At 51.1% G+C, this 25,487-nt stretch carries 20 protein-coding genes, 1 tRNA gene, 1 other RNA gene and 1 pseudogene; 5 read left to right on the top strand and 18 right to left on the bottom strand.

Features of this window, described 5'->3' with window-relative positions; translation table 11 throughout:
* Positions 1-2 precede the first annotated feature (2 nt).
* Both Q4E64_RS00980 and Q4E64_RS00975 read left to right on the top strand, forming a co-directional pair.
* Positions 3-752 (top strand): tRNA threonylcarbamoyladenosine dehydratase, encoded by a 750-nt coding sequence (locus Q4E64_RS00980; RefSeq protein WP_303165792.1) that lies wholly within the window; start codon positions 3-5, stop codon positions 750-752.
* Entirely contained in the window at positions 749-1,228 is a 480-nt protein-coding gene (locus Q4E64_RS00975; RefSeq protein ID WP_303165791.1) for a DUF523 domain-containing protein, read from the top strand. The genes Q4E64_RS00980 and Q4E64_RS00975 overlap by 4 nt, the downstream gene beginning before the upstream one ends.
* A gap of 246 nt (positions 1,229-1,474) precedes the next feature.
* Here Q4E64_RS00975 and Q4E64_RS11410 read toward each other — a convergent pair whose 3' ends face one another.
* The 14 genes from Q4E64_RS11410 to pcrA all read right to left on the bottom strand — a co-directional run bounded on the left by Q4E64_RS11410 (position 1,475) and on the right by pcrA (position 17,543).
* Positions 1,475-1,552, bottom strand: coding sequence for a putative holin-like toxin (locus Q4E64_RS11410; protein ID WP_366935991.1), 78 nt, complete (start codon positions 1,550-1,552; stop codon positions 1,475-1,477).
* Between the two features lie 225 nt (positions 1,553-1,777).
* Positions 1,778-3,004 carry an S-layer homology domain-containing protein gene (locus tag Q4E64_RS00970; RefSeq protein WP_303165790.1) on the bottom strand — a complete coding sequence of 409 codons (1,227 nt, stop codon included), beginning with the start codon at positions 3,002-3,004 and terminating at the stop codon, positions 1,778-1,780.
* 661 nt (positions 3,005-3,665) lie between these two features.
* Positions 3,666-3,765: signal recognition particle sRNA small type (gene ffs / locus Q4E64_RS00965), an RNA gene on the bottom strand.
* 52 nt (positions 3,766-3,817) lie between these two features.
* Positions 3,818-3,907, bottom strand: a tRNA-Ser gene (locus Q4E64_RS00960).
* Between the two features lie 246 nt (positions 3,908-4,153).
* Entirely contained in the window at positions 4,154-4,999 is an 846-nt protein-coding gene (locus Q4E64_RS00955) for a universal stress protein (protein WP_303165789.1), read from the bottom strand.
* Positions 5,000-5,132: 133 nt separating this feature from the next.
* Positions 5,133-5,438 carry a helix-turn-helix domain-containing protein gene (locus Q4E64_RS00950; protein ID WP_303165788.1) on the bottom strand — a complete coding sequence of 102 codons (306 nt, stop codon included), beginning with the start codon at positions 5,436-5,438 and terminating at the stop codon, positions 5,133-5,135.
* Between the two features lie 271 nt (positions 5,439-5,709).
* Positions 5,710-7,107, bottom strand: a complete 1,398-nt coding sequence (locus tag Q4E64_RS00945; protein ID WP_303165787.1) for an FAD-binding oxidoreductase — start codon at positions 7,105-7,107, stop codon at positions 5,710-5,712.
* A gap of 85 nt (positions 7,108-7,192) precedes the next feature.
* The gene (locus Q4E64_RS00940; RefSeq protein ID WP_303165786.1) at positions 7,193-8,593 is read right to left on the bottom strand and encodes an FAD-binding oxidoreductase; all 1,401 of its coding nucleotides are present in this window, start codon (positions 8,591-8,593) and stop codon (positions 7,193-7,195) included.
* A 58-nt stretch (positions 8,594-8,651) separates the two neighbouring features.
* Positions 8,652-10,058, bottom strand: coding sequence for an FAD-binding oxidoreductase (locus Q4E64_RS00935; protein ID WP_303165785.1), 1,407 nt, complete (start codon positions 10,056-10,058; stop codon positions 8,652-8,654).
* Positions 10,058-10,834: an EFR1 family ferrodoxin gene (locus tag Q4E64_RS00930; RefSeq protein ID WP_303165784.1), complete on the bottom strand. Its 777-nt coding sequence runs from the start codon at positions 10,832-10,834 to the stop codon at positions 10,058-10,060. The genes Q4E64_RS00935 and Q4E64_RS00930 overlap by 1 nt, the downstream gene beginning before the upstream one ends.
* A 182-nt stretch (positions 10,835-11,016) precedes the next feature.
* A complete protein-coding gene (locus tag Q4E64_RS00925) occupies positions 11,017-12,252 on the bottom strand; it encodes an OmpP1/FadL family transporter (RefSeq protein WP_303165783.1) in 1,236 nt (411 codons plus the stop codon).
* 95 nt (positions 12,253-12,347) lie between these two features.
* The gene (locus tag Q4E64_RS00920; protein WP_303165782.1) at positions 12,348-13,163 is read right to left on the bottom strand and encodes a hypothetical protein; all 816 of its coding nucleotides are present in this window, start codon (positions 13,161-13,163) and stop codon (positions 12,348-12,350) included.
* Positions 13,164-13,233: 70 nt separating this feature from the next.
* Complete coding sequence (gene ligA, locus Q4E64_RS00915; RefSeq protein ID WP_303165781.1) at positions 13,234-15,279, bottom strand: NAD-dependent DNA ligase LigA; 2,046 nt, start codon at positions 15,277-15,279, stop codon at positions 13,234-13,236.
* A 41-nt stretch (positions 15,280-15,320) separates the two neighbouring features.
* Positions 15,321-17,543, bottom strand: a complete 2,223-nt coding sequence (gene pcrA, locus Q4E64_RS00910; RefSeq protein WP_303165780.1) for a DNA helicase PcrA — start codon at positions 17,541-17,543, stop codon at positions 15,321-15,323.
* A 731-nt stretch (positions 17,544-18,274) separates the two neighbouring features.
* Between pcrA and Q4E64_RS00905 the strand changes: the two genes are divergently transcribed.
* Positions 18,275-19,084 carry a tRNA 2-thiocytidine biosynthesis TtcA family protein gene (locus Q4E64_RS00905; protein WP_303165779.1) on the top strand — a complete coding sequence of 270 codons (810 nt, stop codon included), beginning with the start codon at positions 18,275-18,277 and terminating at the stop codon, positions 19,082-19,084.
* On the top strand, positions 19,081-19,947 hold the full coding sequence (locus Q4E64_RS00900; RefSeq protein WP_303165778.1) for a DMT family transporter: 867 nt from the start codon (positions 19,081-19,083) through the stop codon (positions 19,945-19,947). The genes Q4E64_RS00905 and Q4E64_RS00900 overlap by 4 nt, the downstream gene beginning before the upstream one ends.
* 62 nt (positions 19,948-20,009) lie before the next feature.
* On the opposite strand, the gene Q4E64_RS00895 is transcribed toward Q4E64_RS00900, so the two are convergent.
* Together Q4E64_RS00895 and Q4E64_RS00890 are read right to left on the bottom strand one after the other, a co-directional pair.
* Positions 20,010-21,155: an ATP-binding protein gene (locus tag Q4E64_RS00895; protein WP_303165777.1), complete on the bottom strand. Its 1,146-nt coding sequence runs from the start codon at positions 21,153-21,155 to the stop codon at positions 20,010-20,012.
* Positions 21,156-21,395: 240 nt separating this feature from the next.
* Positions 21,396-22,133, bottom strand: a pseudogene (locus Q4E64_RS00890) (ABC transporter ATP-binding protein); the annotation flags it as partial.
* Positions 22,134-22,375: 242 nt separating this feature from the next.
* Here Q4E64_RS00890 and Q4E64_RS00885 point away from each other — a divergent pair.
* On the top strand, positions 22,376-23,170 hold the full coding sequence (locus Q4E64_RS00885; RefSeq protein ID WP_303165775.1) for a PD-(D/E)XK nuclease family transposase: 795 nt from the start codon (positions 22,376-22,378) through the stop codon (positions 23,168-23,170).
* 159 nt (positions 23,171-23,329) lie between these two features.
* Here Q4E64_RS00885 and Q4E64_RS00880 read toward each other — a convergent pair whose 3' ends face one another.
* Positions 23,330-24,106 (bottom strand): ABC transporter permease, encoded by a 777-nt coding sequence (locus tag Q4E64_RS00880; protein WP_303165774.1) that lies wholly within the window; start codon positions 24,104-24,106, stop codon positions 23,330-23,332.
* Positions 24,107-24,128: 22 nt separating this feature from the next.
* Positions 24,129-25,436, bottom strand: a complete 1,308-nt coding sequence (locus Q4E64_RS00875; protein WP_303165773.1) for a glycosyltransferase — start codon at positions 25,434-25,436, stop codon at positions 24,129-24,131.
* Positions 25,437-25,487: the final 51 nt, after the last annotated feature.

Raw genomic sequence — 25,487 nt, 5'->3', positions numbered from 1 at the left:
TTATGCTTAACCAATTTTCGCGCACAGAGCTACTTATCGGCAGCCAGGCCCTGCAAAGGCTGCACGCAGCCCACGTAGCCGTTTTCGGCGTCGGCGGCGTCGGCGGCTACGCAGTCGAAGCCCTGGCCCGCAGCGGCGTCGGCCGCTTCACCTTAGTGGATAACGATACGGTCGCGCTGACCAATCTCAACCGGCAGATTATCGCTACCTACGCCACCATCGGCCAGCCCAAGGTAACGGCGATGGCCGAACGCCTGCGCAGCATCAACCCCCGCATTGACGTCCACCCCTGTCAATGCTTCTTTCTGCCTGAAAATCAGGAGCAGTTTGATTTTTCCCAATACGATTATGTAGTGGACGCCGTGGACACCGTCGCCGCCAAAATTGCCATCGTCATGGCGGCCAAAGCGGCCAATGTGCCCGTTATCAGCAGTATGGGCGCAGGTAATAAAATGAATCCCGCTCTTTTTCAGGTAGCCGATATCTATAAAACATCGGTAGACCCGCTGGCCCGCGTCATGCGTCAGGCCATGAAAAAACGCGGCGTAAAAGACCTCAAGGTTGTATATTCCACCGAGCAGCCCCTGCAGCCAGTCGACTCGGACGGCGCATGCGTCGCAGAAGCCCCTAGGCGGCGCGCCCTGCCCGGCAGCACGGCCTTCACCCCCTCGGCAGCAGGGCTGATTATCGCCTCCGAGGTAGTCAAGGATTTAATCGGCTGGCCCTGCGGCAGCCAAGGAGCACATGCATGATTTTAGTCAGCGCCTGTCTTTTAAACCTGCCCGTCCGCTATAAGGGCGACGGCAATTTATGCAGCCTGCTTTTGCCCTACGCCGCCAGCGGCCAGCTGCTGCCCTTCTGCCCCGAAGCGGCAGGCGGACTGCCCACGCCCCGCCCTCCTGCTGAAATCAGCGGCGGTACGGGGCGCGACGTCTGGTGCGGCTGTGCCCGCGTCGTCAACGACCAGGGCGAGGACGTAACCGACGCCTTTCAGCGGGGAGCGCAGCTCTGCGCCAAAGTTTGCCGGCGCTATAATATTACCGCCGCCATTTTAAAGCAGCGCAGTCCCTCCTGCGGCAGCAGCGCCGTTTACGACGGCAGCTTCCAGGGCCGCCGCATCACCGGCATGGGCGTTACGGCAGCCCTGCTGGCGCAGAAGGGCGTAAAGATTTATTCTGAAGAAGACGTAACGGCAGAACTGCTGCAAAAGCTGTTAGCTAACGGCTAAAATTGCGAAACTTTAGCGGCAGCAGCACACAAAAATAAAAACCGAGGCCGTATCCCCGGTTTTTAGGTCGCTTATGAGCTATAAGCAGCTGTCGCAGCAAGCACAAAACAAATTTCGATGTGTTGACTATTTTTATTTTTGAGCTTATAATAATAAAAGAGATAGCTGGTATCGGAAAGTCGGCTTCTCCTCAATTTTAATAACTATTGGAAAAGAGCCGCTTACCGTTAAGCGGTTTTTTTCATACTACTTACGGAACGATAGAATGAGTACCACTAAGGTCGCAAAACTTATCATTAAAGATAATGCTTCTGAAACCGTCATAGTATCACCCCCTGTCCTTAGGGAGTAGGATAAAACCAACATACCAAGCCATCTCTTACACCATATTATAACATACGTACGCAAAACCGTAAAGTATTTCGCAAAAACATTTTTATATAAAAAACTGCCGTGCCTTTATAATGCGGCAGTTCGCGTTTACAGCATATAAAAAGGGACGGCCGCAGCCGTCCCTAAATTTTTGAGAAGTATTAATTTGCTCTTGGATTAGAAGCTGAATACTACTTCAGTCCAGATGGTTTGGTCGTCAGCGCTGCCTTCGCGTGCTTCCAAATCATAGTATTTTACGCCCAATACAATGTTCTTTGCAGCGGTGTAGTTAGCGCCAATTTCATAACCTTGGAAACCGTCGCCAGTTGTCATGAAACCAGTAGGCATATAAGCATAGCCGTCTACAGTATGCTCCAGCATGGTTGCAATCGGTTGGTCATAGTAGTTAGCATACAAGCCCCAGCTACCAGCTTTTGCAGCTTTAGCGCCGCCATAAGCCAAGCCTACCATATAGCCATTGTCGTCCTTACCGCTTTGAGCGTCGCCGTTCAAATATTCTGCGGTTAATTTCAAATCTTTAGCAATCTTAGCGGAAGCGCCAACTACTATAATTTCATCGTCGTTAGCAGTATCAGCCTTGTAATAGGTTACATAGCCGTCAACAACGCCCAATTTAGCGGTTACGTCGGCAACATACATTCTGTCGCCTTCTTCCATAGTGCCATTATCCCAAGAACCACTGCCAGCCGCTTTAGCAACAACGCCAGTCAATTTAACGTCTTTGCCGTAGGAAATCTTAGCAGCATCGAAAGTTTCATCGACTACAGTACCAGTATGCATTTTAATATCCTGACGGCCAGCGTCAACCATAATGCCACCTACACGACCGGAAACGAAAGCCCAGTTGAGCTTCGTATCTTCGTCGCCAGCATTCGGATTGTTGCCTTTGCTATGTTTGGTTTCATCGGACTCGTCAAAGTATTGGTTGTTCTCAATACGAGCGGTATAAGTCCAGTCATCGTTGACAGCGCCTTTTACAAACAAACGGGTACGCAGACGACCGTTGTGCTTGCCTTGATCAGAATCACGATAGCTCAAACGAACCTGACCAGCAATCTTTACGTTGTCAGCTTTCTTTTCCAGGTTAGCAACGCGAACGCCCAGAGTATCCAGCTCGTCAGCAAATTCAGCGGCCAGCTTATCTACGTTAGCGCCTTTAGCCATAGCTTTGGCTACGATTTGCGCCATTTCATAACGGGTCATCAGCTTGTCGCCGCCGAAGGTAGCGTCGCCGTAGCCGTCGATTACGCCTGCTGCAGCCAGCTTGTTTACGCTGTCATATGCCCAGTGGCCGGCCGGAACGTCGGAGAACGGATTGGCTGCGTAAGCGGATGCGGTTACGCCCAATGCCATAGCCATTGCGAGTACTAAGGATTTTTTCATTTTGTTTTCCTCCTCTAAGGATTATTTTATTTTTATAAAATGTCCTTAAAGCTTCGTCTCGCCGCTCGATATGAGTTGCCTTGTTTCCTCATGCTTTACGGGTTGAGTTCTGCCTTGCAGACAATTTATAAACGGGGTGAGGTTGGGGTGGAAGCAGATGGCGCTTTATAATCAATCTAGCAGGATTGGTAGGCTTCCAATCCTGCCAAATTTAACAGCAAGGAAAGAGTATAACTCGCAGCGGACTTTTTTAACTCTCTGCCACCCCTGACAGAGCAATCTCTCACGTCCGCACCTTGCTTTGGATACATTATACCACACTTGTCCCCCCCGGCAAGAGTAAATTAGTTAGACTTATCGCAAAAATTAGCAAAATTTATGTAAGGTTCGTTCTAAACCCACGCCCGTCTTAATCCGGGCGCTCCCGCGCCCGCTCTTGCCCTCGGTTCTACCCGGCTTTAGCAGTCCTTCCATACAAAAAGGACGGCAAATTTTTACGCAGTTACCTAACCCTGCAACAAGCAAAAGCGAAGTCATGCCCAAAGCTGCGCAAGCCAGGCTGTAGGCAAGCAGGTAACGCTCCTCAATGCAGGGAAATCTTCTCCTAAACGCAAAAAGCGCCGAGCTTTCGCTCGACGCTGCTTACTTCCCTGTAGGGCCGCAAATCCGGGCGCCCCCGCGGCACATGAAAGTATCCGCTTAAGGCTGCTTCCTTCCGGACCTGACCTGGTTCACAGGCTCCCATTGCGCAGGACCCAAATTTACGGTCCCACAGAGAAGCAATAAAAAAACCGCTATTGGCGGCCGATTTAGTGGCGGAGAGAGAGGGATTCGAACCCTCGGTACGGTATCCCGTACACACGCTTTCCAGGCGTGCACCTTCAACCACTCGGTCATCTCTCCAAGGTTGAAAACTTAAACCATTTTCAATTTGCGCCTTTAACGGCGCGCGCAGTAGCACAACTGCGTATATTATTATACTGATTTTAAGCGTTAAAGTCAATAACTTTCTGTAAAAAATTTTATATTTTACCGCCGAATATTCAGCGCAGGCAGCGGCAGTAAAGCAAGCAAAAGCGGCCGCCCTTACGGACGCCGCTTTTTAACGAGCTATATATAACTTCAAACTGACAATTTCACCGCGCCCTGTCAATCGTCGTTGTCCTCGGCAGGTAAGAGCATGACCGCGCAATCCGAATTAAGCACCACGTTTTCCGACGTGCTGCCTAAATCGTCGCCGCTGGTCATATCGGCTCCGGTTTTCGCCAGCATAATCAAGCTGACATTATCGCGCTCACAAATGGCCGCTATTTTTTTAGAAGCCACGCCATGGGCGATGCGGTAATCGGCGTCGATGCCGAAAATTTTCATTTCGTCCACCAGCTCCTGCAAAAACAGCATAGCGCTGCCGTATTTTTCTTTATAATCCCGCTTACTGCGACTATGCTCTATAACGTGGACAAAAATCACCCTGCCCACAAATTCGCGCAGGCTGCGGATAATATTCAGGCCCTCCAGTGATTTACGCGAAAAATCCGTAGGCAACAGCACGGTCTCCAGCAAATTGCCTGTCGTCTCGTCCTCCTCGTCCTTATTTATCAGCAAAGGAAGATTTGCCGCTCTGGCCAGCTCATAGGTCGTGCTGCCCATCAGGGCGCGTTTAAGAAAGCCCTTGCGGTGCGAGGCTACCAACAGCAAATCGGCTTCGCATTCTTCGGCTAAGGCAGCCAAAGCCGGAGCTGTTTCACCGGACGGCGTAACGATGGAAATATCTTCATAGCCTGCTTGCTCTATATCGTTTTTATACCCTTCCAGACGGCTGCGCGCTTTTTTATAGCTGCTACCGTCGGGGTCGGCGTCGTCGTCATCTTCAAAGACGTGCGCCAAAACCACTTCCGTTTCCGTATCGGGGCACAAGCTAAACAGACACTCAGTCAGCTTATCGGCCTGCGGGGACAGATCCGTGGCCAGCAGAACCTTGGTGAATGTACTCATTTATCTGCTCCTTTAAATAGAAATATATAATAGGTAAATTTCGCCATAAAATGTAAAATTCCTGCCGCGGAGAATTATAATTTGCTGCAAAAAAAGCAGGGGCCGCATGGGTCCCTGCAGAAAGAGCAACTTATCAGTTACCTTTATTCTTTTTCAGCAACAGCAACAGCTCGGTTAAATCGGCCAGAGTAACTTCTTCCTTTTTGGGCTCCTCAACCGTTCCCTCAATGTCCACAAAAAAGCTGCTGATAGTGCATTCCAGCGCTTCATGCAGCTTAATCAGATTGGGAATCGTCAGACCGGCGCGACCGTTTTCAATATTGCTTAAATGGGTTTGGGTAACGCCAATTTTCTTGGCAAGCTCCGTTTGAGAAATGTTTTTGGTGACGCGCAGCATTTTTACGCGAGTACCTATGAGCTTGTTATAATCCTCCGTCATTCACATACACCCTTTCCTTAATTTATATATAATAATATTTTCTGACGTTATGTAAATACCTGTTAGCATTATAACACTTCTTTCTGTCATAAACAAGCCTTGTATCTGCCTAATGTGATAATTTTTTTAAAGATATCCTATTGAAACGCAAGCAGAGGAAAATATAGTATGCCCCTGCAAAAATAATTGCCAGAAAGTCTTTATACTTTATGCAGGCATAAAAACGGCGCGCTTTGCTGCCAAAACGCGCCGTCATAACAAGCCTGCCGCTTTAAGCGTTCAGCAGCTTGCCGGGATTCAGTATATTATTGGGGTCCATAGCCTTTTTAATAGTTTTCATGATGGACATTTCCACAGGGTTGCAGTATTTTTCCATGGCCGCAATCTTTTTAGCGCCGATGCCATGCTCGCCGGATAAACGACCGCCCAGGCTGTAAACGTAAGCGTAGCAAATGCTGTGGAATTCGCTAACCTGCTTTTCCCATTCCTCGTCGCTTAAATCCATTTTCAGGATATTGAAATGCAGATTGCCGTCGCCTGCATGCGCCAGGCACATACATTTGAAGGAATATTGCCTGGACACCTCCATCAAATGATTCAGGCAGTCGGCAATTTTATCCACCGGCACTACCAGATCGTCGGAGGTGGAAACCTTGCTCAAGGCCTTGGAGCCTTCCAGACAGCTGCGGCGTACCTTCCACACGCGCTCGTCGGCTTCCACCACGTCGGTAGCGCCGCAGGCAGTACAGATTTCGTCCAGCTGCTCCATCTTCATATCCAGCTCGTCCTCGTTAAAGGTTTCTACCGTTACGATAACATAGCTGCCGTCCTCATAATGGGGCAGGCGCAGTTCGGCGTAATCGCTGGCCGCGCGCACGAAGCCGTTGTCCATAAATTCCACGCTGGTGGGGTTCAAACCGGCCTTAATCAGATTAGGCACTAAATCCACAGCCTTGGCCACGTCGGTAAACACGGCCAGAATATCCAAACGGTAGGGGCACAGCGGCAGCAACTTCAGCGTAGCCTTGGTAATGACGCCCAGCGTACCCTCGCTGCCCATGATGAGCTGCTCCAGGCAGTAGCCCGTGCTGCATTTTTTCAAACGGCTGCCCAGCTCCACAATCTCGCCCGTCGGCGTAACTACCTCCACGGAATACACCTGATGGCGCGTAGTGCCGTAGCGCACGGCCTTATTGCCGCCGGCGTTGGTCGCAATATTGCCGCCGATTAAGCAGCTGTCGGCGCTGCAGGGGTCGCCGGCATACAACAGGCCGGCTTCGTTAGCCGTTTGCTGAATCTCCACGGTACGCGCGCCTGCCTCCACTACCATGTACATAGCGTCGGCGTTCATTTCGATAATCTTATCCATGCGCTCCATCAGCAGCACAATACCGCCGCACACGGCGATAGCGCCGCAGGATACGCTGGTGCCCGCGCTGCGCGGCGTTACGGGCACCAGATATTTATTGGCGATTTTCATCACGGCGGCAACCTCTTCCGTGCTGCCCGGCAGTACTACAACCTCCGGCAGATGATGGTAATGCGGGTCCGGCTCCTCGTCGGTTTTATAGCGCTCCAGCGTTTCCGCATCGGTCTTAACGTATTCTGCGCCCACAGCGGCGCGCAAGGCCTCTAGGACTTCTTCTGTTACGGGATTATACTTGGTCATAAATTTAACTTCTCCTTTGCTTCTATACTACTGTACTACTTATATTACCACGGCCCGCAATTCCGCGCCGCACATAAACCTTCCTTCAGGCGTTGAACACCTTGCCCGGATTTAAAATCAGATTGGGGTCCCAGGCGCGCTTGATTTTACGCATCAGCTCCAGCTCGCCTGCGGGAGTAAATTCCTCAAGAAATTCGCGTTTCTTCGCGCCGATGCCATGCTCGCCCGCCAAACGCCCGCCGTGAGCGTAAGCGTAGGTATAAACCTCCTGCGTAAAGCGGCGCAGATTGCTTTCCCACTCCTCGTCGCTTAAATCCATCTTGCACAGCACGATATGCAGATTGCCGTCGCCGATATGCGCGTTGATGCGCAGCGGGAAAGGATATTTCCTCACCGTTGCAATAATGAATTTTACCATATCGCTCATCTCGTCCACGGGCACGACCACGTCGTCCGTAGTGCAGACCTTGCTGATCAGACTTACCGACTCCAGGCAGTTGCGGCGCATAGCCCAAATGCGGTCGTCGGCCTCCAGCACGTCTATCGCGCCGCATTCCTCGCAGATTGCGTCCAGCTGTTCCATCTTCATATCCAGCTCGTCCTCGTTAAAGGTTTCCACCGTTACGATAACGTAAATGCCCTCGTCGGCGTGAGGCGCGCCGGAAAACTCCAGAAAGCGGGACGTAGTGCGCACGTTGGCGTTATCCATATACTCGATGCTGGTGGGGTTAATACCCGCCTTAATAATTTTCGGCACCACGCTCATGGCCTGCACCGGATCGGTAAACACGGCCAACAAATCCAGGCGGTAGGGCGGCAGTGGCTGCAGCTTCAGCGTCACCTGCGTGATAATGCCCAGCGTGCCCTCGCTGCCGATGACCAGCTGCTCCATGCAGTAGCCCGTGCTGCACTTTTTCAGCGGCGCCCCCAAATCCACGATTTCACCCGTCGGCGTCACGATCTGCACCGCGTAAACCTGGTTGCGCGTCACGCCGTAGCGCACGGCCTTATTGCCTCCGGCGTTAGTAGCCAGATTGCCGCCAATCTGACAGCTTTCGGCGCTGCAGGGGTCGCCTGCGTACAAAAAGCCCTGCTCGTTGGCGGCCTTCTGGATATCTATCGTGCGCACGCCGGCCTGCGCCACCAGGTACATGCCTTCTTTATTAAGCTCGATAATTTTATTGAGCCGTTCCATGAGCAGCACCGCGCCGCCGCACACCGCGATAGCGCCATCGGTAATGCCCGTACCGCCGCCGCGTACTGTCAACGGCACCAGATATTTATTGCACAGCTTCACCACAGCGGCGATTTCCTGCGCGTCGGCGGGAGCAATTACCACGTCCGGCAGGTGAAAGCAGCGCTCGTCCTTTTCCTCGTCTGTTTTATAGGTATCCAGCGTAGCCGCGTCGGTACGCACATGCTCAGCGCCTATGGCGGCTCGCAGCTCCTCTAAAAATTCTTCGGAAACAGTATTATATTTAGCCATAAAAAATTCCCCTCGATTTCAGCCTGCTTCAATGCTCAGCAGCTTACGCCCTCTGACTTTAAGCGTTAAATACCTTGCCGGGATTAAGAATATTGTTGGGGTCCCAGGCGCGTTTAATCTTGCGCATCAGCTCCAGCTCGCCTGCGGGAGTAAATTCCTCCATATAATTCAGCTTCTTAGCGCCAATGCCATGCTCGCCTGCCAGGCGGCCGCCCTGCGCGTAGGCATAGGCGTAAACCTCCTCGTGGAAGGCGTGTACCGTGCTTTCCCATTCCTCGTCGCTCATATCGCATTTGCACAGTACGATATGCAGATTGCCGTCGCCAATATGCGCGTTAATCTTTACGGGGATGGGGAAGGGATACTTGGAGCCAATATGCATAATCTCTTTTATCGTTGTGGCAATCTTATCCACCGGCACTACCACGTCGTCCGTCAGGGAAACCTTGCTTACCAGGCTGATGGATTCCTGACAGTTGCGGCGCATCGCCCAGATGCGGTCGTCGGCCTCCAGCACGTCCACAGCGCCGGCTTCCTCGCACAAATCGTTAAGCTGCTCCATCTTGCTGTCCAGCTCGTCCTCCGTAAAGGTTTCCACGGTGATGATAACGTAAATGCCGTCCTCGTAATGGGGCGCTCCCTTAAACTCAATAAAATCAGCGGTAGCTCGCACATAGGAATTATCCATGTATTCCATGCTGGTGGGGTTCAACCCGGCCTGCATAATTCTGGGCACTACGTCCAGCGCCTTCATGGGGTCGTCGAAAACGGCCAAAAGGTCGAAACGGTACGGCGGCAGGGGCTGTAATTTTAAGGTAGCCTTGGTAATAATGCCCAGCGTACCCTCGCTGCCCATCACGAGCTGCTCCATGCAATAGCCGGTGCTGCATTTTTTCAAACGCGCGCCCACCTCGACGATTTCGCCTGTCGGCGTTACCATTTCCAGCCCGTAAACCTGGTTGCGGGTCACGCCGTAGCGCACGGCCTTGTTGCCGCCCGCGTTCGTCGCCAGATTGCCGCCGATCAGGCAGCTTTCGGCGCTGCAGGGGTCGCCTGCGTATAAATACCCGGCCTCGTTGGCCAGCTTTTGAATATCGACTGTGCGCACACCGGCTTCCACCACCATGTACATGCCCTCGGTATTCATTTCGATAATCTTATTCATGCGCTCCATGAGCAGCACAATACCGCCGCACACGGCGATAGCGCCGTCGGCCAGACTGGTGCCGCCGCTGCGCACGGTCACGGGCGTCATGTACTTGTTGCACAGCTTCACTACCGCAGCCACCTCCTGCGGATTAGCAGGGCGCACTACGGCTTCCGGCACGCGGAAACGGCGCGGATCGTATTCCTCGTCCGTTTTGTATTGGTCCAGCTTTTCTAAATCGGTGATAACATTTTCTGCGCCCACTGCGGCGCGTAGCTCTTCAAGCATCGCTTCGCTTACTTTATTATATGCTTGCATTATTTTTCCTCCTGCCGTAATAAATCTTCCGCTTTAATATTAGGATTAGTGTAGCTAATATCCGCCTTAGCTTTTAAGCCGCCCATCTGGATAGCATGCTTGGGGCACCAATGGCGGCAGGCAAAGCAATACGCGCACTTGTCGGCAAAGACAGGCCGCTGCTTTTCCATTTTTATATTGCCCACAGGGCACAACCTAGCGCACAGGCCGCAGCCTACGCAGCGGTTGGGGCGCAGGCGCGGCTGGCCGACGTGCAAAACGCTGCGCATAAACCACCAGCCCACTGGCGTGGTTAAATACTTCCCCACATAGTTTTCCCGGCACTTAGCCGTATCGCGCCGGCGCTTGTGGATATCCGTCACGATGTCCGTCAACGCTTTATCTGCGGCAATCAGCATCTCGTTATACTGCGCCCTGCGCGCCATAAAGAAATTATCGGGCATCGCTACGGAGTTAGCGTAAGCCAGCTCGATATTTTTTTGCGCCAAAAGCTCCTGCAAATTTTTCAACGCGCGTCCGGAGTTGCCGCCCATCGTCACCAGGCCGAAGCAGTATTGCGGCTTCGCCCGCAGCGCCCGCAAGAAATTTTGCACTAACGGCGGCAGGCCGAAGCAGTACACGGGGCAGACAACGCCCACAATATCATCCCTAACCTCATAGGGATGCGCCAGATACGCGGCCATCTGCTCCAAGCGGCACTGCGGCAGCACAGCGGCAGCCTGCCTGGCGGCGTCCAAGCTGTTTCCCGTACCGCTGAAATAAAAAATCACTGACATAAACGTCACCTGCAATTTAGCTAAAAATATGACACAAGCAGCGGTCCTTACGGCAGCGCCGCCTGTTCCATTCTAATTTTTTATTATATTACAAAAAAGCTTTTTTGTCTTGCCTTCAGCGAGAAAAAAAGCAAAAGGCCTTCCTCCGCAGAGAAAGACCTTATAAGCCTTAAAATTTGTAATTAGAAATTGCGTTGGTAGGAGACGCTGAACATTTTCGTAAAGCTGTCGCGTGTGTGCGCAGTGTCAAAAGTATCCGTAGTGCCGCCGGCGAAATCCAGGCCGCCCACCTTCATCCAGCCTAAAGCTACAGCCAGGGTTTGCTTATCGTCGTGGTACTGCGTGCCGATAGAATACGTTAAGCGTCTGCCAGTCGGGATCATAAAATCGCCGCCGGAATAAGGAATAGAGTGGTCGTCATACGCGATGCCTGCCAAAGCGGTATATTTATCGCTCAGCTTATGCTCCAAACCTAAAGCGTAGCGCCAGCCGTTAGACCAGTTTTTCGGATTAGGATGTACTCCGTTAAGTTGGCTTCCGATAGTCCCGCCCAAATTACTAAAGGTCATATCTAAATTTTGGTAACGGTCCCAGCGCGTCCAAATACCGTTCAATTCAATACGGGTCTTATCGTTAAACTTATGATTGTAACCAATGGATACGCTTTCAGGCAACGTCACCTTACCATAAGCGTCGCCATAAGAACTCATTCCATAAGCACTTAAATGAGCATCCAAATCGGCTTCCATGGAATGATTTACCTTGCTACGGTAAACTACGCCCATCTCGTTCTTCTTATCAAATTCATAATTAGCCGCGGCGTTCCAGCCCAACGCGTAACTTTCGCCTTCAATATGCATCGGCATAGAATTGCCAAGATTTTTATCCAGCTGCAAGCCGACGTAATTGACCTCCGCACCCAACGACGCGCTCCACTTCTTATCAAACTTGCGGGCGTAGTTCGCGCCAAGGCTTACGCCGTAAAGCTTAGAGCTGAAAGCGTTGCTTCCGGGCAAAGAATTGCGCTCGAATTGCGAAATCAAACCGAAACGGCTGTAGGTTCCCATACCGAACCATTCTTTATCGTTAATTTGCTGCACATAGTACAAGCCGGGCACCCACGCCGGATGCACCCTGTTTTCGCCTGTAACAATATCGCCAGTTCCTTTGGGAGTAACGTCATAACGTCCGTGCGGGCTTAAATAGGTAGCGCTGATTTTCGCAGCCTTGCCTTTAATTTTCGTAATGGAAGCGGGGTTATAGGCCATATTGGCGGCGTCGTTCTCAGCGAACATGCGCGCTCCGCCCATAGCCATACCTTCTGCGGACCATTCGTAGACGGCGAAGCCTTCTGCTCCCGCTAACTGCGGCACAAGCAAAGCGGCCGCCGCGCTCAAAGCTAAAAGATATTTTTTCATCGGTTTTCCATACATCCCTTCACCAAATTTTTCTAAAATAGCTATAAGATATTTTAACAGATTTGCTAAAGCCTTGTCGGAAAACCTTTAATTACTCATTTTAATTGTCCGATTAAATCAGCCGCGTTGAGCCCGCCCTGCTCGGACGCCTGCCGCCTGCGGAAATTATCCTCCTGCAGCTTGCGTACCTCCGCCAGCGTCGGCACGTTGTCTCGCTCCCACGGCTGGTATTGGATGGTCGTGCAGTGAAGGTAAGCGGCGTAACGCTCTTCGGGCGTAGCCTGCGCGGCGGCGGCAGCCAAATCCCGCTCCGCCGCTTCCGTCAGCGGGAAGGATTGGTAAGCTTCCGCAATTTTTGCGCAAGCGTCTTCATACGCTCCCTGCGCCGCCAGGCTTTCGGCCATAAACACCAAAGCGCGGAAGCGATACGGATTAACGCCCGCGTTATCCTTTTCCTGCTCCAGCATAGCAGCCGCCTCGGCCAAAGCCTTTTCCTCCCGGCCGCAGCTACGCAAAAGCTCCAGCCGCCGCACCCAGATCTTGCCGCGGTCAGCGCTGCGGAAAACGTGCTTGTAGTCGCGGCACAATTTATAAGCCTCGCGCAGATATACCAGCGGCGCGTCCGCCGTGCCGGTCAAATCCCAGACGATTTGCGCAATGTCGCGCAGGCACAGCACCTTATGCTCGGCCTCGCTCAAGCCAAAATCAGGCGCATCCTCCATATCGGGCTGCACGTCCTTAACTGTCGCAAGAACGGCCATCGCGCCCTCCACGTCCTTTAAAATCAGCAGCATACGCCCCACGGTGCTGCGGCATTTCCAATCATTATAATCGTTAATAAAGCTAAGCGGGATGGGGCAATCATAGGTAGCGACCCGATGCACATATCCCTGCCATTCCAATTGATCCATAAAAACCTCCGTAAACGCGATTTATTCAAAGCTCGTCAAAAAGAATTCCATGCAGTCGGTTACGCCGCGCTCATTGCGCGCCGCCCTGCAGCATGCGCAAAAATTCCGCTTCGTCGATAACCGTTACGCCCAGCTGCCGCGCCTTATCCAGCTTACTGCCGGCTTCTTCTCCGGCCACGACGTAATCCGTCTTTTTGCTCACGCTGCCGCTGACCTTCGCCCCCACGTCCTGCGCCATGGTTTTGGCCTCGGCCCTTCCCAGCGTAGGCATAGTGCCCGTAAAGACCAGCGTTTTGCCGAAGAAGGGATTATCTTCCTGCGTTTCCGGCGCGGTAAAGGTCATTTTTAGTCCAGCCGCCGCCAGACGCTCCAGCAAATCGCGATTGGTCGGCACGCTGAACCAGGTAACGACGCTTTCGGCAATTTTAGCGCCGATATCGCGAATCTGCGCCAGCTGCTCCGGCTGCGCCTCCAGCAGCTTATCCGCGCTGCCAAACTGCGCCGCTAAAATCCGCGCCACCTTCGCGCCCACATGCCGGATGCCCAAGGCAAAGAGCAGCCTGTCCAGCTCGTTTTCCTTGCTGGCCGCCAATGCCTGCAATAAATTATCGGCTGATTTTTCGCCCATACGCTCCAGCTTGAGCAAATCCTCCCGCCGCAGGCTGTACAAATCGGCGGCGTCGCGCACCAGCCCGGCGTCGATAAGCTGGTTGATGACCGAAGGACCGCAGCCGTCGATATTCATCGCGTCGCGGCTGACAAAATGAATCAAGCCCTCGCGCCCCAAAGCGGGACAGTGCGGATTGGTGCAGCGGATAGCCGCCTCCGCGCCCTGCCGCTCCACGCGCCAGCCGCACTCCGGGCACACCGCCGGTATCTCCACAGGCTTTTCCGCGCCCGTGCGTTTTTCTGCCGCCACGCGCAGAACCTCGGGGATAATTTCGCCCGCCTTATTGATAATAACCCTGTCGCCCAAGCGGATATCCCTAGCCTTAATAAAATCCTCGTTATGCAGCGTTGCCCGGCTGACTACACTGCCGCTGAGCTTCACCGGCGTCAGCACCGCCGTCGGCGTCAGTACGCCCGTGCGCCCTACGCGCCAGTCGATATCCTCCAGCGTGGTTTCAGCCTGCTCCGGCGGATATTTAAAGGCGATAGCCCAGCGCGGGTCCTTGCCCGTAGCGCCCAAAAGCTGCTGCTGGCGTACCTCGTTGACCTTAATAACCGCGCCGTCCGTATCGTAGGCCAGGCCTGCGCGCCGCTGGTCAAAATCCCTGATATAAGCCAAAGCGCCGTCGATGTCCGGCACAACCCGGTAATTTTCGCTGACCTTGAAGCCGTAGGCAGTCAGCGCCGCCAGCGAATCGCTGTGCCTGGCGCGCGCGCCCTCGCCCACGATATAATAGGCGAAAAAGCTTAGCGAACGACTGGCCGTAACCTGCGGGTCCAGCTGGCGCAGGCTGCCTGCCGCCGCATTACGCGGATTGGCAAATTCGCTTTCGCCCCGCTCCGAACGCTGCTCGTTGAGCTGCATAAAAGCGTGCCGCGGCATATACACCTCGCCGCGCACATCCAGCAGCTCCGGCAGCTGCTCTCCCGGCGGCGCTTGCAACACCAACGGAATACTGCGAATAGTGCGCACATTAGCCGTCACATTTTCGCCCACCACGCCGTCGCCGCGGGTAGCCGCGCGCACCAGGCGGCCGTTTTCGTAAATCAGGCTGCACGCCAGACCGTCGATCTTGGGCTCCATAACATATTCTACCCTGCTGCCAATGGGCAGGCCGTTTTTGACCCGTTCGTCAAAGGCCCGCAGCTCGCCTTCGGAAAAAGCGTTGGACAAGCTCAGCAAAGGCTCCAGATGGCGCACCTCGGCAAACTGGGAGCTGGCGCGTCCGCCCACGCGCTGTGTCGGCGAATCCGCAGGCACATTATCGGGGTACGCCGCTTCAATTTCCCGCAGGCGCACCAGCAGCCTGTCGTATTCGCTGTCCGTTATCTCCGGCGCGTCCAGCACATAATATAAATATTCATGATGGCGAATCTCCTGACGCAGCTGCTCGGCCTCGGCCAGGTCCTGCGTTTTTTCGTCCGCAAATAAATCTGTTTCTGCCATAATTTTCTCTCCTGTATATAACCCTGCTCCGCAGCATCAGCCTACAGCTTTTCCAGCGGCGCGTATTTGGTCAGCAGGCTGCGGATACCGCCGCCTGCGAAGGCTACGTTGACCTCCTGCCCGTCCTCGCTGTCCTTGACGGCAACCACGGTGCCCACGCCCCATTTTTTATGGCGCACCTTATCCCCGGCGCGGAAGCTTTTAGCGACGCCGCTTTCCCTGGGCACAAAGCTGCCCTTGGGCTGCAAGAACCAGTTGGCAGTCTTAGAACGGGTCTCCTGCCTCTGCTCCGCTGGGCGCAAAGCAGGCCGCTGCAGCACGGGCCGCTTATAAACGTGAATCAAATTGCGCGGCACCTCCTGCAAAAAGCGGGAGGGCGGATAGGAAATCGTATGTCCGTAAATCATACGCGCGCGGGCGTTGCTTAAATACAGCCGCTTTTCCGCACGGGTAATGCCCACGTAGCACAAGCGCCGCTCCTCCTCGATTTCGTTTTCGTCCAGCAGCGTGCGGGCATGGGGAAAAATGCCCTCCTCCATGCCTACCAAAAATACCGTGGGGAACTCCAATCCCTTGGCCGAATGCAGCGTCATCAGCGTTACCGCGTCGTCCTCCAGCTCGGCGTCGTCGATGTCAGACACCAAGGCCACGTCGGACAAAAAGTTTTCCAACGAAGCCTCTTCGCCGTTGCGCGCCGCCTTCTCGGCAAAATCCTCGGCCACGCTCAGCAGCTCCTGCAAATTCTCCAAGCGGCTCTGGTCCTGAGCGCTGCGGCTCAGCTCCAGCTCCTCCTGATAGCCGGTGCGCTGCATTACGTCCGTAATCAGCTGCTTGACAGATTGCTCCTCAGCCTCGCCCATAAACTCAAACAGCAGCCCGGCCAGCTCGTCCAGGGTTTTCACAAAGCGGCTGCTCAGCCCCGGCACTGCCGACGCATTGGAAATCACGTCGAACAGGCTTTGCTCCGTTTCCGCCGCGTAGGCCTGCAAGCGGGCCAGCGTCGCGTCGCCGACGCCCCGGCGCGGCACGTTGATAATGCGCAGCAGGCTCAAGCTGTCGTGGGGGTTAAAAATCAGCCGCAGATAAGCGATAATATCCTTGATTTCCTTGCGCTCATAAAATTTAGTGCCGCCCACCATCGTATAGGCGATACCGCTCTTGATAAGCATTTCTTCAAACACGCGGGATTGGGTATTAGTGCGGTACAGTACCGCCATATCGCCTAAGCGCTCGCCCTCCTGCCGCTGCAGCTCCTGCATGCGCTCGATAACGAAACGAGCCTCGTCCCGCTCGTCCACCGCCTGATAATAGGTAATTTCCGTGCCCGTGCCGTTATCCGTCCACAAATTTTTCGGCTTGCGTCCCGTATTATTTTCGATAACCGCGTTGGCCGCATCCAAAATCACCTGCGTGCTGCGGTAATTCTGTTCCAGCTTCACCAGCTTGGCGTCTGGATAATCCTTTTCAAAGTCCAAAATGTTTTGGATATCCGCGCCGCGCCAGCCGTAAATGCTCTGGTCGGCGTCGCCCACCACGCAAATATTGCGATGCTTGGCCGCCAACAGCTTCGTCAATAAATACTGAGCGTGGTTAGTATCTTGGTATTCGTCCACCATCAGGTAATCAAATTTCTCCTGATATTTAGTGCGAACCTCCTCGTTCTGCTGCAAAAGCTGCAAGGTCAGCAGCAGCAAATCGTCGAAGTCCACGGCGTTGTTGGCGCGCAGCTTCGCCTCGTAGGCTTCGTAAATCTGCGCTACCTTCTGCTCGTAAAAATCTCCGGCCTCCTTAGCAAAATCTGCCGCCGACTGCAGCTGGTTCTTCGCATTGCTGATACGGCCGATAATCCCCGCAGGCTGAAAGCGCTTTTCGTCCAAATCCAGCTCTTTCAAAATCTGCTTAATCAGGTTCTTTGTATCCGTAGTGTCGTAAATAGCGAAATTATTGCTATAACCCTCCAGCTTATCGATATCCCGGCGCAGCACACGGGCGCAGAAAGCGTGGAATGTAAACAGCCACACATCCTTGGCCGCCAGCCCCGCCATCTTATCCACGCGCTCGCGCATCTCCGCGGCGGCTTTATTAGTAAAGGTAATCGCCAAAATGCGGTAGGGACGCACGCCCTGCTGCAATAAATGCGCCACGCGACAGGTCAGCACCTTAGTTTTGCCGCTGCCCGCGCCCGCCAAAATCAGCATGGGACCGTTAATCGTTTGTACGGCGTCCGCCTGCTCTTTATTTAAACCCTGCAATGTATCCGTCATAATCTCCCAAGAACCTCCGTCAAATATCCGGCCGCTGCAGCAGCCTATATTTTTTTATTATACCACAAGGGCATATGTTCTGCTAAGCTCTGCGTTCGCCTTCGGCTCCGCAATCGCTAAGCATTCACATTATACCATGCCTACCGCGGCTCTGCCAAACTCAATCAAAGAACAAAAACTCGCACTCCAAATAAATATAAAGCCTTGCTCACAACTTTGCTTACCGACGTTAAATTCCTGCTTTAAGCGCAGTCGGAAAGAATATGACCAAGACTTTTCCTTAACTAAAACCTATGATATGAGAAAAGGCATAATACGTAATTACTCCCCCAGTCACCTTCGGTGACAGCCCCCTCAACGAGGGGGCAATATAGTTTAAGTAAGTACATTTACTTTTGCTCCCTCTTCGAGGGAGCTGGCATTTTGCATAGCAAAATGTCTGAGGGAGCTTTCCTTAACTAAAACTTATGATATAAGAAAAGCCGCCTAACATGCGGTTAAGCGGCCTTCCGTCAAATTTTTAATTTCTCGGGGAGAGCCGACTTGCCCAATCAGCTATCTCTGTTTTTATTATATACTTTGAATTACAGAAAGTCAACTTTCTATGAGCGTCTGCATTACTGCCGTTAATGCGCCGCGCATAAAATATACCTGCGCCGTATATATTGAGCCCTGCGCCCTAATGTGCTAGAATAAATTTATCTTGAGCCTGACGCTTAAAGGAGTCTGTTATGAGTAAAAATAAACCCTTCGTCCCCGCCGAGGACCTCAGCAAGCTGTGGCGGGCCATCATAGAATTTGATATGCTGCAGCCCGGCGACCGCATTCTCGTCGGCCTCAGCGGCGGTAAGGACAGCATGCTGCTGACCGCTATGCTGGCGGAAATCAAAAAGTATTCTCCCATCCCCTTCGAGCTGGCCTGTTACACCGTCAACGCCATGTTTGCGCCTGACTTTCCCAGGCAGCGCCTGCAGGAATTCTGCGCCCGATACGGACTGGAGCATTACAGCGATGATGTGGACGTCATGGCAGCCCACGCCCGCAAGGGCGGCAGCCCCTGCTTCACCTGCGCCTATTTCCGCCGGGCGGCCACCAATCGCCGCGCCCAGGAGCTGGGCTTCAACAAGGTAGCGTTGGCCCACCATAATGACGACGCCGTCGAAACCTTCTTTATGAACTTAGTAACCTCGGGCCAGCTGCGTACCTTTTTACCGGTAACGCCCCTTTCCCGTTCCGGCATTACCGTGCTGCGACCGCTGCTGTATTACAGGGAAAGCGAAATACGCCAGCTGGTAGCCAGGCTGAACCTTGAGCCTATCAAAAATCCCTGTCCCTACGACGGCCACACCATGCGGCAGGATATCAAAGAACATATCGCCCAGCTCAACGACCGTTATCCGGAAATTTACGAGCATCTGGCCGCCGCCATGCGCTGTTCCCAGCAGCAGGAGCTGTGGCCCGGCAAGCCCGACGCCAAAGAGCTGGTTGGTAAATTCCGCGCCTTCTGGCAGCGCAAGCAAGCAACGGAGGCGCCAAAATGAAAGCACGCTCCTACCTTTACATCATCAGCGCGGCGGCGCTGTGGGGTCTTATCGGTGTTTTTGTAAAAATACTTGCGGGACAGGGCTTTACCTCCATGCAGATTGTAGCGCTGCGCGCCCTAGCCTCCGCATTTTGCATAACTCTTGTACTTTGCAAGCTGGGACTGCGCCATCTGCGCATCCGCCTGCGCGACGCCTGGCTCTTCGCAGGCACTGGCATCTGCAGCTTAGTATTTTTCAATTATTGCTACTTTAACTGCATGCAGCAAAGCAGTCTGGCCGTAGCGGCGCTGCTGCTTTACACCGCGCCCATCTTCGTCATGCTGCTGTCGCTGCTGCTCTTCGGCGAAAGCTTTAATCTGCGCAAGGGTATTTCGCTGGCCTGCACCTTCATCGGCTGCGCCTTCGTCACCGGCGCTTTCAGCAGCGGCCTGACGCTGACGCTGTCCGGACTGCTGTACGGCTTGGGCAGCGGCGTAGGCTATGCACTCTACAGCATCTTCGGCAAATACGCCGTGCAGAAATACTCCTCGCCTACCATTACAGCTTATACCTTTTACTTCGCGTTGGCGTCCGTGCCGTTGGCCGACTTTAACAGGGAAGCCCTTACCTGCCTCGACCTGACCAGCGTACTGTGCAGCCTGGGCTTAGGATTAGTCTGCGCCGTCATTCCCTATATTCTTTATACTAAAGGGCTGGAGCAGGTAGAGCCGGGGCAGGCCTCCATTCTCGCCACCGTGGAGCCCTTCGTGGCTGCCGCCGTAGGTATGCTGTTCTTCGCCGAACCCTTAACCTTCAGCAAGGCCACCGGCATGCTGCTGATTTTCTGCTCCATCGTCATTTTAAATCTGCCGCAAAAATAAGCTCATCACATCGCCTGAAGATGCTAAACGCTCTGTGCAACCGTTGCTGCACAGAGCGTCTTTTATATATATTCTGCCGGCACGTAAGCCAAATTTTCTTCCAGGAGCTTTATATCTCCGCCCATACCTATAATACAGCCGCTTCCCAGCGTCGCGCCACTATCCGCCGCATAACCGTGCAGCAGCTCAAAGGATTTTCCAATCCTAGCGACGCTAAAGCTCTCCTGACAAATCATAATGGGATAAACGGCTCCCTGCGCTCGCAAAAGCAGGCTTATCTCCTTATTATTGGAATCGCGGTAAAAACGAAAATCCGGTCTCTCACCCCAACGCAGATAGCTTTCCCGCAGCGCGCTGACCACATAATTTTCGTACAGATTTTTAAAATATACGCTCTGCAAAAGAGATGCGCCGTCATGCAGCTGCAGTAAATATGCCGCCGCGCCCGCTTGCCGGAAATATACCTTCGGAGCCTTTACCAAACGCTTACCTGCCACATGCTCCACCGGCGGCAAAAGATATACCAGCCCCGTACCCGCCAAAAACTGCAGCCATTGCTTGGCCGTAGGCGCGGTTATGCCCACATTATTAGCCAAAATAGTATAATTCACCACGCAGCCCGCCATACTGGCCACAGCGCACAAAAAGCGGTAAAATTTTACCTCGTCGCTCACCGTAGTACGCTCCATAATATCCTGCTGCAACACGCGCCGCACCCAGGAAGAGTAAACCTCTCTTTCTCCCAACATAGCCGCCACTAGCTGCCGTTTCTCCGCTTCGTGCAAGTTTTGCAAATAGCTTTCCTGCGGCACAAAGGGCTTGCGGTCTAGCGTTACATCCTGCAAAGGTAGCTCCACAAAAGCTACACTGCCTGCGTCCGCCTGCGCTGCCAGTTCCTCTAAATAATAGCCCTGCGAACAGCTTACCAAAAACTTAGCTAAAGGCAAACCGCTGTCCAGCAGCGCAGGCAGCAGGGACGGCACATACTGCAAATTCGCCAGATAAACAGGCAGCCGCAGACTGCCGACAAACAGCTGCGGATTCTGCTGGGCCTGCAAACGCAGATTGGGCAAGGACAAATCCAGCGGAGAATATCCTTCAGTCAAAGAAAGCAGCAAATCTTGCTGCTGCCCAGCGCCGCAGGTACGCAAAATGACAAGTTTATTATTCAGTTGTAGGCTGCGAATAGTTTCTTGTAAATTGGTCATATTCTTCCTTCTTACACGCCGTCCTTTTTATTGCCTTGCGGCATATTCCTTTAATAATTCCGGCCTTTGTTTTTTGACTATCGCCAGCGCCGCCTCTAAAGCCGCTTTGCTTTCGCCCTTTTCCAGTACCGCCTGCAGCTTCTGCGCTTCCGTCCGCGCCGCTTCCTCACGCTTCCTTTGCTGACGCTTACGCCAGCCCTCGGCCAACTGTTTTATTTCAGCCTCGCTTTTCGGCAGCTTTTTTGTTGCCAGGAACTCTTCGTAGGCATCGCAGTACAGTGTTACCTCGTTAGTAAAAGCAATTTGCTTTCCATGATCCAGCCACAAAATCTTATTACACAGCTCCCGCACCTGCCCCAGCGAATGGGACACCAAAATGCCAGTTACACCTCCGGCCAAAATCTCCTTCATCTTATCCCCGCTCTTTTTGCGGAACGCTCCGTCGCCTACCGACAAAACCTCGTCCAGAATCAAAATATCCGGTTTTACTAAGCAGGCGATAGCGAAAGCCAGCCTGCTCTTCATACCGCTGGAAAGCTGCTTAAACAGCCGGTCCTGAAAATCCTGCAGCTCGGCAAAAGCGATGATGGCATCGTATTGCTCCTCCATAAATTTGCGGGTATAGCCTAATAACGCCCCGCGCAGATAAGTATTTTCCCGTACCGTCAAATCGCCGTCAAAGCCGCTGGCCAGCTCCAGCAGCGCCGCGACTGTGCCGTTGATTTCCATGTGACCTTCAGTTGGCACCATAATGCCGGATACAGCTTTGAGCAGCGTGGACTTGCCTGCACCGTTAGTGCCGATAATGCCCAGCATATCGCCTTTTCCCAAAGCAAAGGTAATATTTTTATCCGCCCAAAATTCTGTAACGCGATAATTACCCTTAAGCCTGCGTACCACATACTCCTTAAGCCCGATATTTTTAAAATCTCCTGTCAGATAACGTATGGAAACGCCCTCTGCCTTAATAATGGCCATTTCTGCCTCCTGAACGTAATGCCAAAATCTATATTGTGTAAGTTATTGTAATGCTTGCCTTGGTATCCATTACATGATATAATTTGTGTGAAAATCGCATAAGTAGTGCGGTACCTCTCGGTATCTATTCAGCAGTATCTGCGTTCTGTTTTTACAGAGCGCCGGTACTGCTTTTTTATTTTGCGCCGCACTCTGCTTGTGTATTTTCAATCCCAACATATTAAACCAAAGGAGTTGAAAGTATGCCCAATGAATTTGTTAAGCCGGAATATCTCGACGCTATTGCGCGCCTGCGCCTTATCGACGATTTCTTTATGCGCAAAGCCTTCGAAAACAATATTCCCGCCGCCGAGCTTCTCTTGCGCATCATCCTGCAAGATGATAAAATTAAAGTGATAAAAGCTCTAAGCCAGTACGTTGTCAGCAATCTTTACGGCCATTCCGTACAGCTGGACCTGCTCGCTAAAGACGCAGCCGGAAAATACTTCAATGTAGAAGTGCAAAGCGCCAGCGAAGGAGCTTCACCACAGCGTGCCCGTTACTATAGCGGCGTTGTCGATACTGCCCACTTTCCCAAAAGTACCGATTACCAGAAGCTCTTTGATACCTATGTAATCTTTATTGCGCAGGACGACATCTTAGGCGAAGGCCGCCCTATTTACCACATCGAGCGTAAGATTGAAGAAAGCGGAGCCCGCTTTAAAGACGGCTCGCATATTATTTATGTCAACGGCAACTGTCGCTACGACCAAACCGCTTTAAGCAGGCTGATGCACGACTTCTTCTGCACCAATGCCTGCGATATGCATTATAAACAATTACAAGAACGCGTAAAATACTTAAAGGAAACTGAGGAAGGAGTGCAAACTATGTGCAAAATTATCAACGATTTATCCGATGTCGCATTTGCCAGAGGCGAAGAAAAAGCTACATTAGACATCGCCAAAAACATGAAAAAATCAGGTGAATTCAGCGATGACGCTATCGTACTGGCTACTAACCTCACCTTGGAACAGGTTAAAGCTATCCGCGTATAGCCATAGCCCACGCTACAACTTTATATTGCAACACTAGAGGACGGCGCGCAGGCCGTCCTTTTTATTATCACGCCTTATTCTAAGCACGACATTTTTAAAAGCGCCATCAAATACTATAGGCAAATGCTTTATGTTTGCAATAATAGTAATATTTTCTGCCTACACATAATACAAAAATTTATGATTATACTTTTTATAAATCCACGCGCCTATGCCCAAAGCCAAAAATGCATAAAACGCGCACAGCAGATGGTATTCAGCAGACGGCAGCCGCCCCTCCAGCACTACGGTGCGAAAATACTTAATATATGTGTATACCGGATTGAGCAAAAACAGCTTTTGGTAAGCGGCGGGCAGAACATCCACATTATAAAAAATTGCCGAACAATACATTACCAGCATCGTGAATACGTCATACAAATAGCTGATATCACGATAAAAGACAAATAAAGCGGATAAAATCAAGCCAATGCCGATATTAAAAACAACCAGGCAGGCCAAGGGATACAATAAAGCAAAAAAATGCAGACCAAAGCTGATATCATCAAGGAAAGCAAAAATAAAGAATACGCACAGCGTCAGCAAGAAATTGATAAAGGCTGATACATTTTTAGAAAGTAAAAATAAATATTTCGGCACATTGATTTTGGTAAAAATTTTTGCATTGCTCATTAAAGAGTTCATGCCGCCGCTGGTGGATTCACGGTAGTAATGAAAAAGCAGGTTGCCGCAAAACAAATAAATAGTGTAGTGTTCCATACCCCGGCCAAAATAATGACCAAATACTAATTTCAATACCAATAAAGTCAGCAAAGGAGAAAGAATACTCCAGCCCATACCTAAAACTGTACGTTTATATTTTTGTTTAAAGTCACGCTTGACGAGTTCTTCAAACATGAATTGATTTTTTCGCACTTTCTGCCATACTAAATCCATGAATATCCCCTGAAAAATTATTTTAAAAATCTTTAATTTTACGATAATAAAATTTCAAATAAAGCTTCGCTTTCTCTTTGCGTGTTAATTTACTGGCATAAGTCAGCATTATCCAATTAACAGTTGCTGCCATCAATCGTTTTAAAGTAGCTATTGCCTTACTCTCATCTACAATTTTATATAAAGAAACAACTTTCTCATTTTGTTCCAAATTAAACGAAAGAGAATTTTGAAAGCTTATCAAATCCTCACAAGCACTCGTCCCCCCCGCTAACACATTTGTATATTGTTTTTCAAAAAGAAGGGCTACTTTCACTTGTTTATCAGAGCATTTTATTAACTCGTAGTGGATGTTTTTGTTGGTTTTCTTTAGAAAGTATTGAATATATTTTTTGAAATAATTATGCCCCGGAATTATCGCTTCGGAAAAGCTTGCTTTCTCTGTCAATGCACACCAATAATCATAATTTTTAAAAGCGGCAAACACAGAACGTGCAGACTTCCCTAAATAGCCTTCCCGCTTAAGCTTTTTCTGCGGACTATTCGTTCCGCCAGCAGCTAAATATATACTGTTAAACTGTTCCCATTGAGGAAACATAATATGCCTTAAAGCATCATTCCAAAATTTATCTGTACCAATACTATGTACTAAACACGCATGCTGCGAGTCCTTCCACCCACAACCGCTATTATATTTAGCTGGTAACTCTTTAGCGCCTAAGTTATATTGAAAATTTAAAACTCCAAAAGTAAGCTCATCGAGTGCCACCATACTAACTGTTCTGAACAACTTTTCCATTACATCACAAGATTTGTCATAAAGACTATCATAATCCTCTAATTCATCGCTAACAAAAATTACACCACCATTAGGAGCAGTATATTCTTCTCCTATTAGATTCCCCTCCCAACACGAAATCTTTTTATTAAAAGGAACTACTGTTTTTCTCCAAGCCATCGGAGTATACTTGAATATTTCAGATATATCATCCTGAATCACAATATCTGCATCCAGCCATAATACCTTATGAAATTCATTTAAAAGTCTAAAGACTTGATTTTTTGCATAATTCAATGCAGAAAAACGTTTTAATCCATCTTCTGGGATATGGACATTTTCCATATTTAATTCTCTAAACTCAGCTTTGGAAGATATTTTTAAAATCACCTGCATTTCTTCCTCTGCTATAGGATCTTTCTCATCAAAAAAAATTATATATTTATCTACTAATCCGGGAGAATATTTTTCTATCCCTATAATGACATTAGCAACAGCAAAAGTTAAATTGGAAGTTATTCCAAAAGCTACGCAATGATTTAATTTTTTCATACAGCTCTCCTATTTATTGTAATCTTATTGTACAAAACGCTAGTTAATTTA

Source organism: Phascolarctobacterium sp. (assembly GCF_030531065.1).
GTDB lineage: Bacteria > Bacillota > Negativicutes > Acidaminococcales > Acidaminococcaceae > Phascolarctobacterium_A.
The sequence above is the reverse complement of the archived record's forward strand: the minus strand, read 5'-3'. Positions and strand labels throughout refer to the sequence as shown.

What these genes read in the sequence shown, in the direction of transcription:
- Q4E64_RS00945 (WP_303165787.1), bottom strand. Translation starts at nt 7,107, where the DNA reads ATGACCAAGTATAATCCCGTAACAGAAGAAGTCCTAGAGGCCTTGCGC.
- Q4E64_RS00875 (WP_303165773.1), bottom strand. Translation starts at nt 25,436, where the DNA reads ATGAAAAAATTAAATCATTGCGTAGCTTTTGGAATAACTTCCAATTTA.
- Q4E64_RS11410 (WP_366935991.1), bottom strand. Translation starts at nt 1,552, where the DNA reads ATGACGGTTTCAGAAGCATTATCTTTAATGATAAGTTTTGCGACCTTA.
- Q4E64_RS00940 (WP_303165786.1), bottom strand. Translation starts at nt 8,593, where the DNA reads ATGGCTAAATATAATACTGTTTCCGAAGAATTTTTAGAGGAGCTGCGA.
- Q4E64_RS00935 (WP_303165785.1), bottom strand. Translation starts at nt 10,058, where the DNA reads ATGCAAGCATATAATAAAGTAAGCGAAGCGATGCTTGAAGAGCTACGC.
- Q4E64_RS00980 (WP_303165792.1), top strand. Translation starts at nt 3, where the DNA reads ATGCTTAACCAATTTTCGCGCACAGAGCTACTTATCGGCAGCCAGGCC.
- Q4E64_RS00880 (WP_303165774.1), bottom strand. Translation starts at nt 24,106, where the DNA reads ATGGATTTAGTATGGCAGAAAGTGCGAAAAAATCAATTCATGTTTGAA.
- Q4E64_RS00885 (WP_303165775.1), top strand. Translation starts at nt 22,376, where the DNA reads ATGCCCAATGAATTTGTTAAGCCGGAATATCTCGACGCTATTGCGCGC.
- Q4E64_RS00895 (WP_303165777.1), bottom strand. Translation starts at nt 21,155, where the DNA reads ATGACCAATTTACAAGAAACTATTCGCAGCCTACAACTGAATAATAAA.
- Q4E64_RS00970 (WP_303165790.1), bottom strand. Translation starts at nt 3,004, where the DNA reads ATGAAAAAATCCTTAGTACTCGCAATGGCTATGGCATTGGGCGTAACC.
- Q4E64_RS00920 (WP_303165782.1), bottom strand. Translation starts at nt 13,163, where the DNA reads ATGGATCAATTGGAATGGCAGGGATATGTGCATCGGGTCGCTACCTAT.
- ligA (WP_303165781.1), bottom strand. Translation starts at nt 15,279, where the DNA reads ATGGCAGAAACAGATTTATTTGCGGACGAAAAAACGCAGGACCTGGCC.
- Q4E64_RS00900 (WP_303165778.1), top strand. Translation starts at nt 19,081, where the DNA reads ATGAAAGCACGCTCCTACCTTTACATCATCAGCGCGGCGGCGCTGTGG.
- Q4E64_RS00930 (WP_303165784.1), bottom strand. Translation starts at nt 10,834, where the DNA reads ATGTCAGTGATTTTTTATTTCAGCGGTACGGGAAACAGCTTGGACGCC.
- Q4E64_RS00925 (WP_303165783.1), bottom strand. Translation starts at nt 12,252, where the DNA reads ATGAAAAAATATCTTTTAGCTTTGAGCGCGGCGGCCGCTTTGCTTGTG.
- Q4E64_RS00905 (WP_303165779.1), top strand. Translation starts at nt 18,275, where the DNA reads ATGAGTAAAAATAAACCCTTCGTCCCCGCCGAGGACCTCAGCAAGCTG.
- Q4E64_RS00955 (WP_303165789.1), bottom strand. Translation starts at nt 4,999, where the DNA reads ATGAGTACATTCACCAAGGTTCTGCTGGCCACGGATCTGTCCCCGCAG.
- pcrA (WP_303165780.1), bottom strand. Translation starts at nt 17,543, where the DNA reads ATGACGGATACATTGCAGGGTTTAAATAAAGAGCAGGCGGACGCCGTA.
- Q4E64_RS00975 (WP_303165791.1), top strand. Translation starts at nt 749, where the DNA reads ATGATTTTAGTCAGCGCCTGTCTTTTAAACCTGCCCGTCCGCTATAAG.
- Q4E64_RS00950 (WP_303165788.1), bottom strand. Translation starts at nt 5,438, where the DNA reads ATGACGGAGGATTATAACAAGCTCATAGGTACTCGCGTAAAAATGCTG.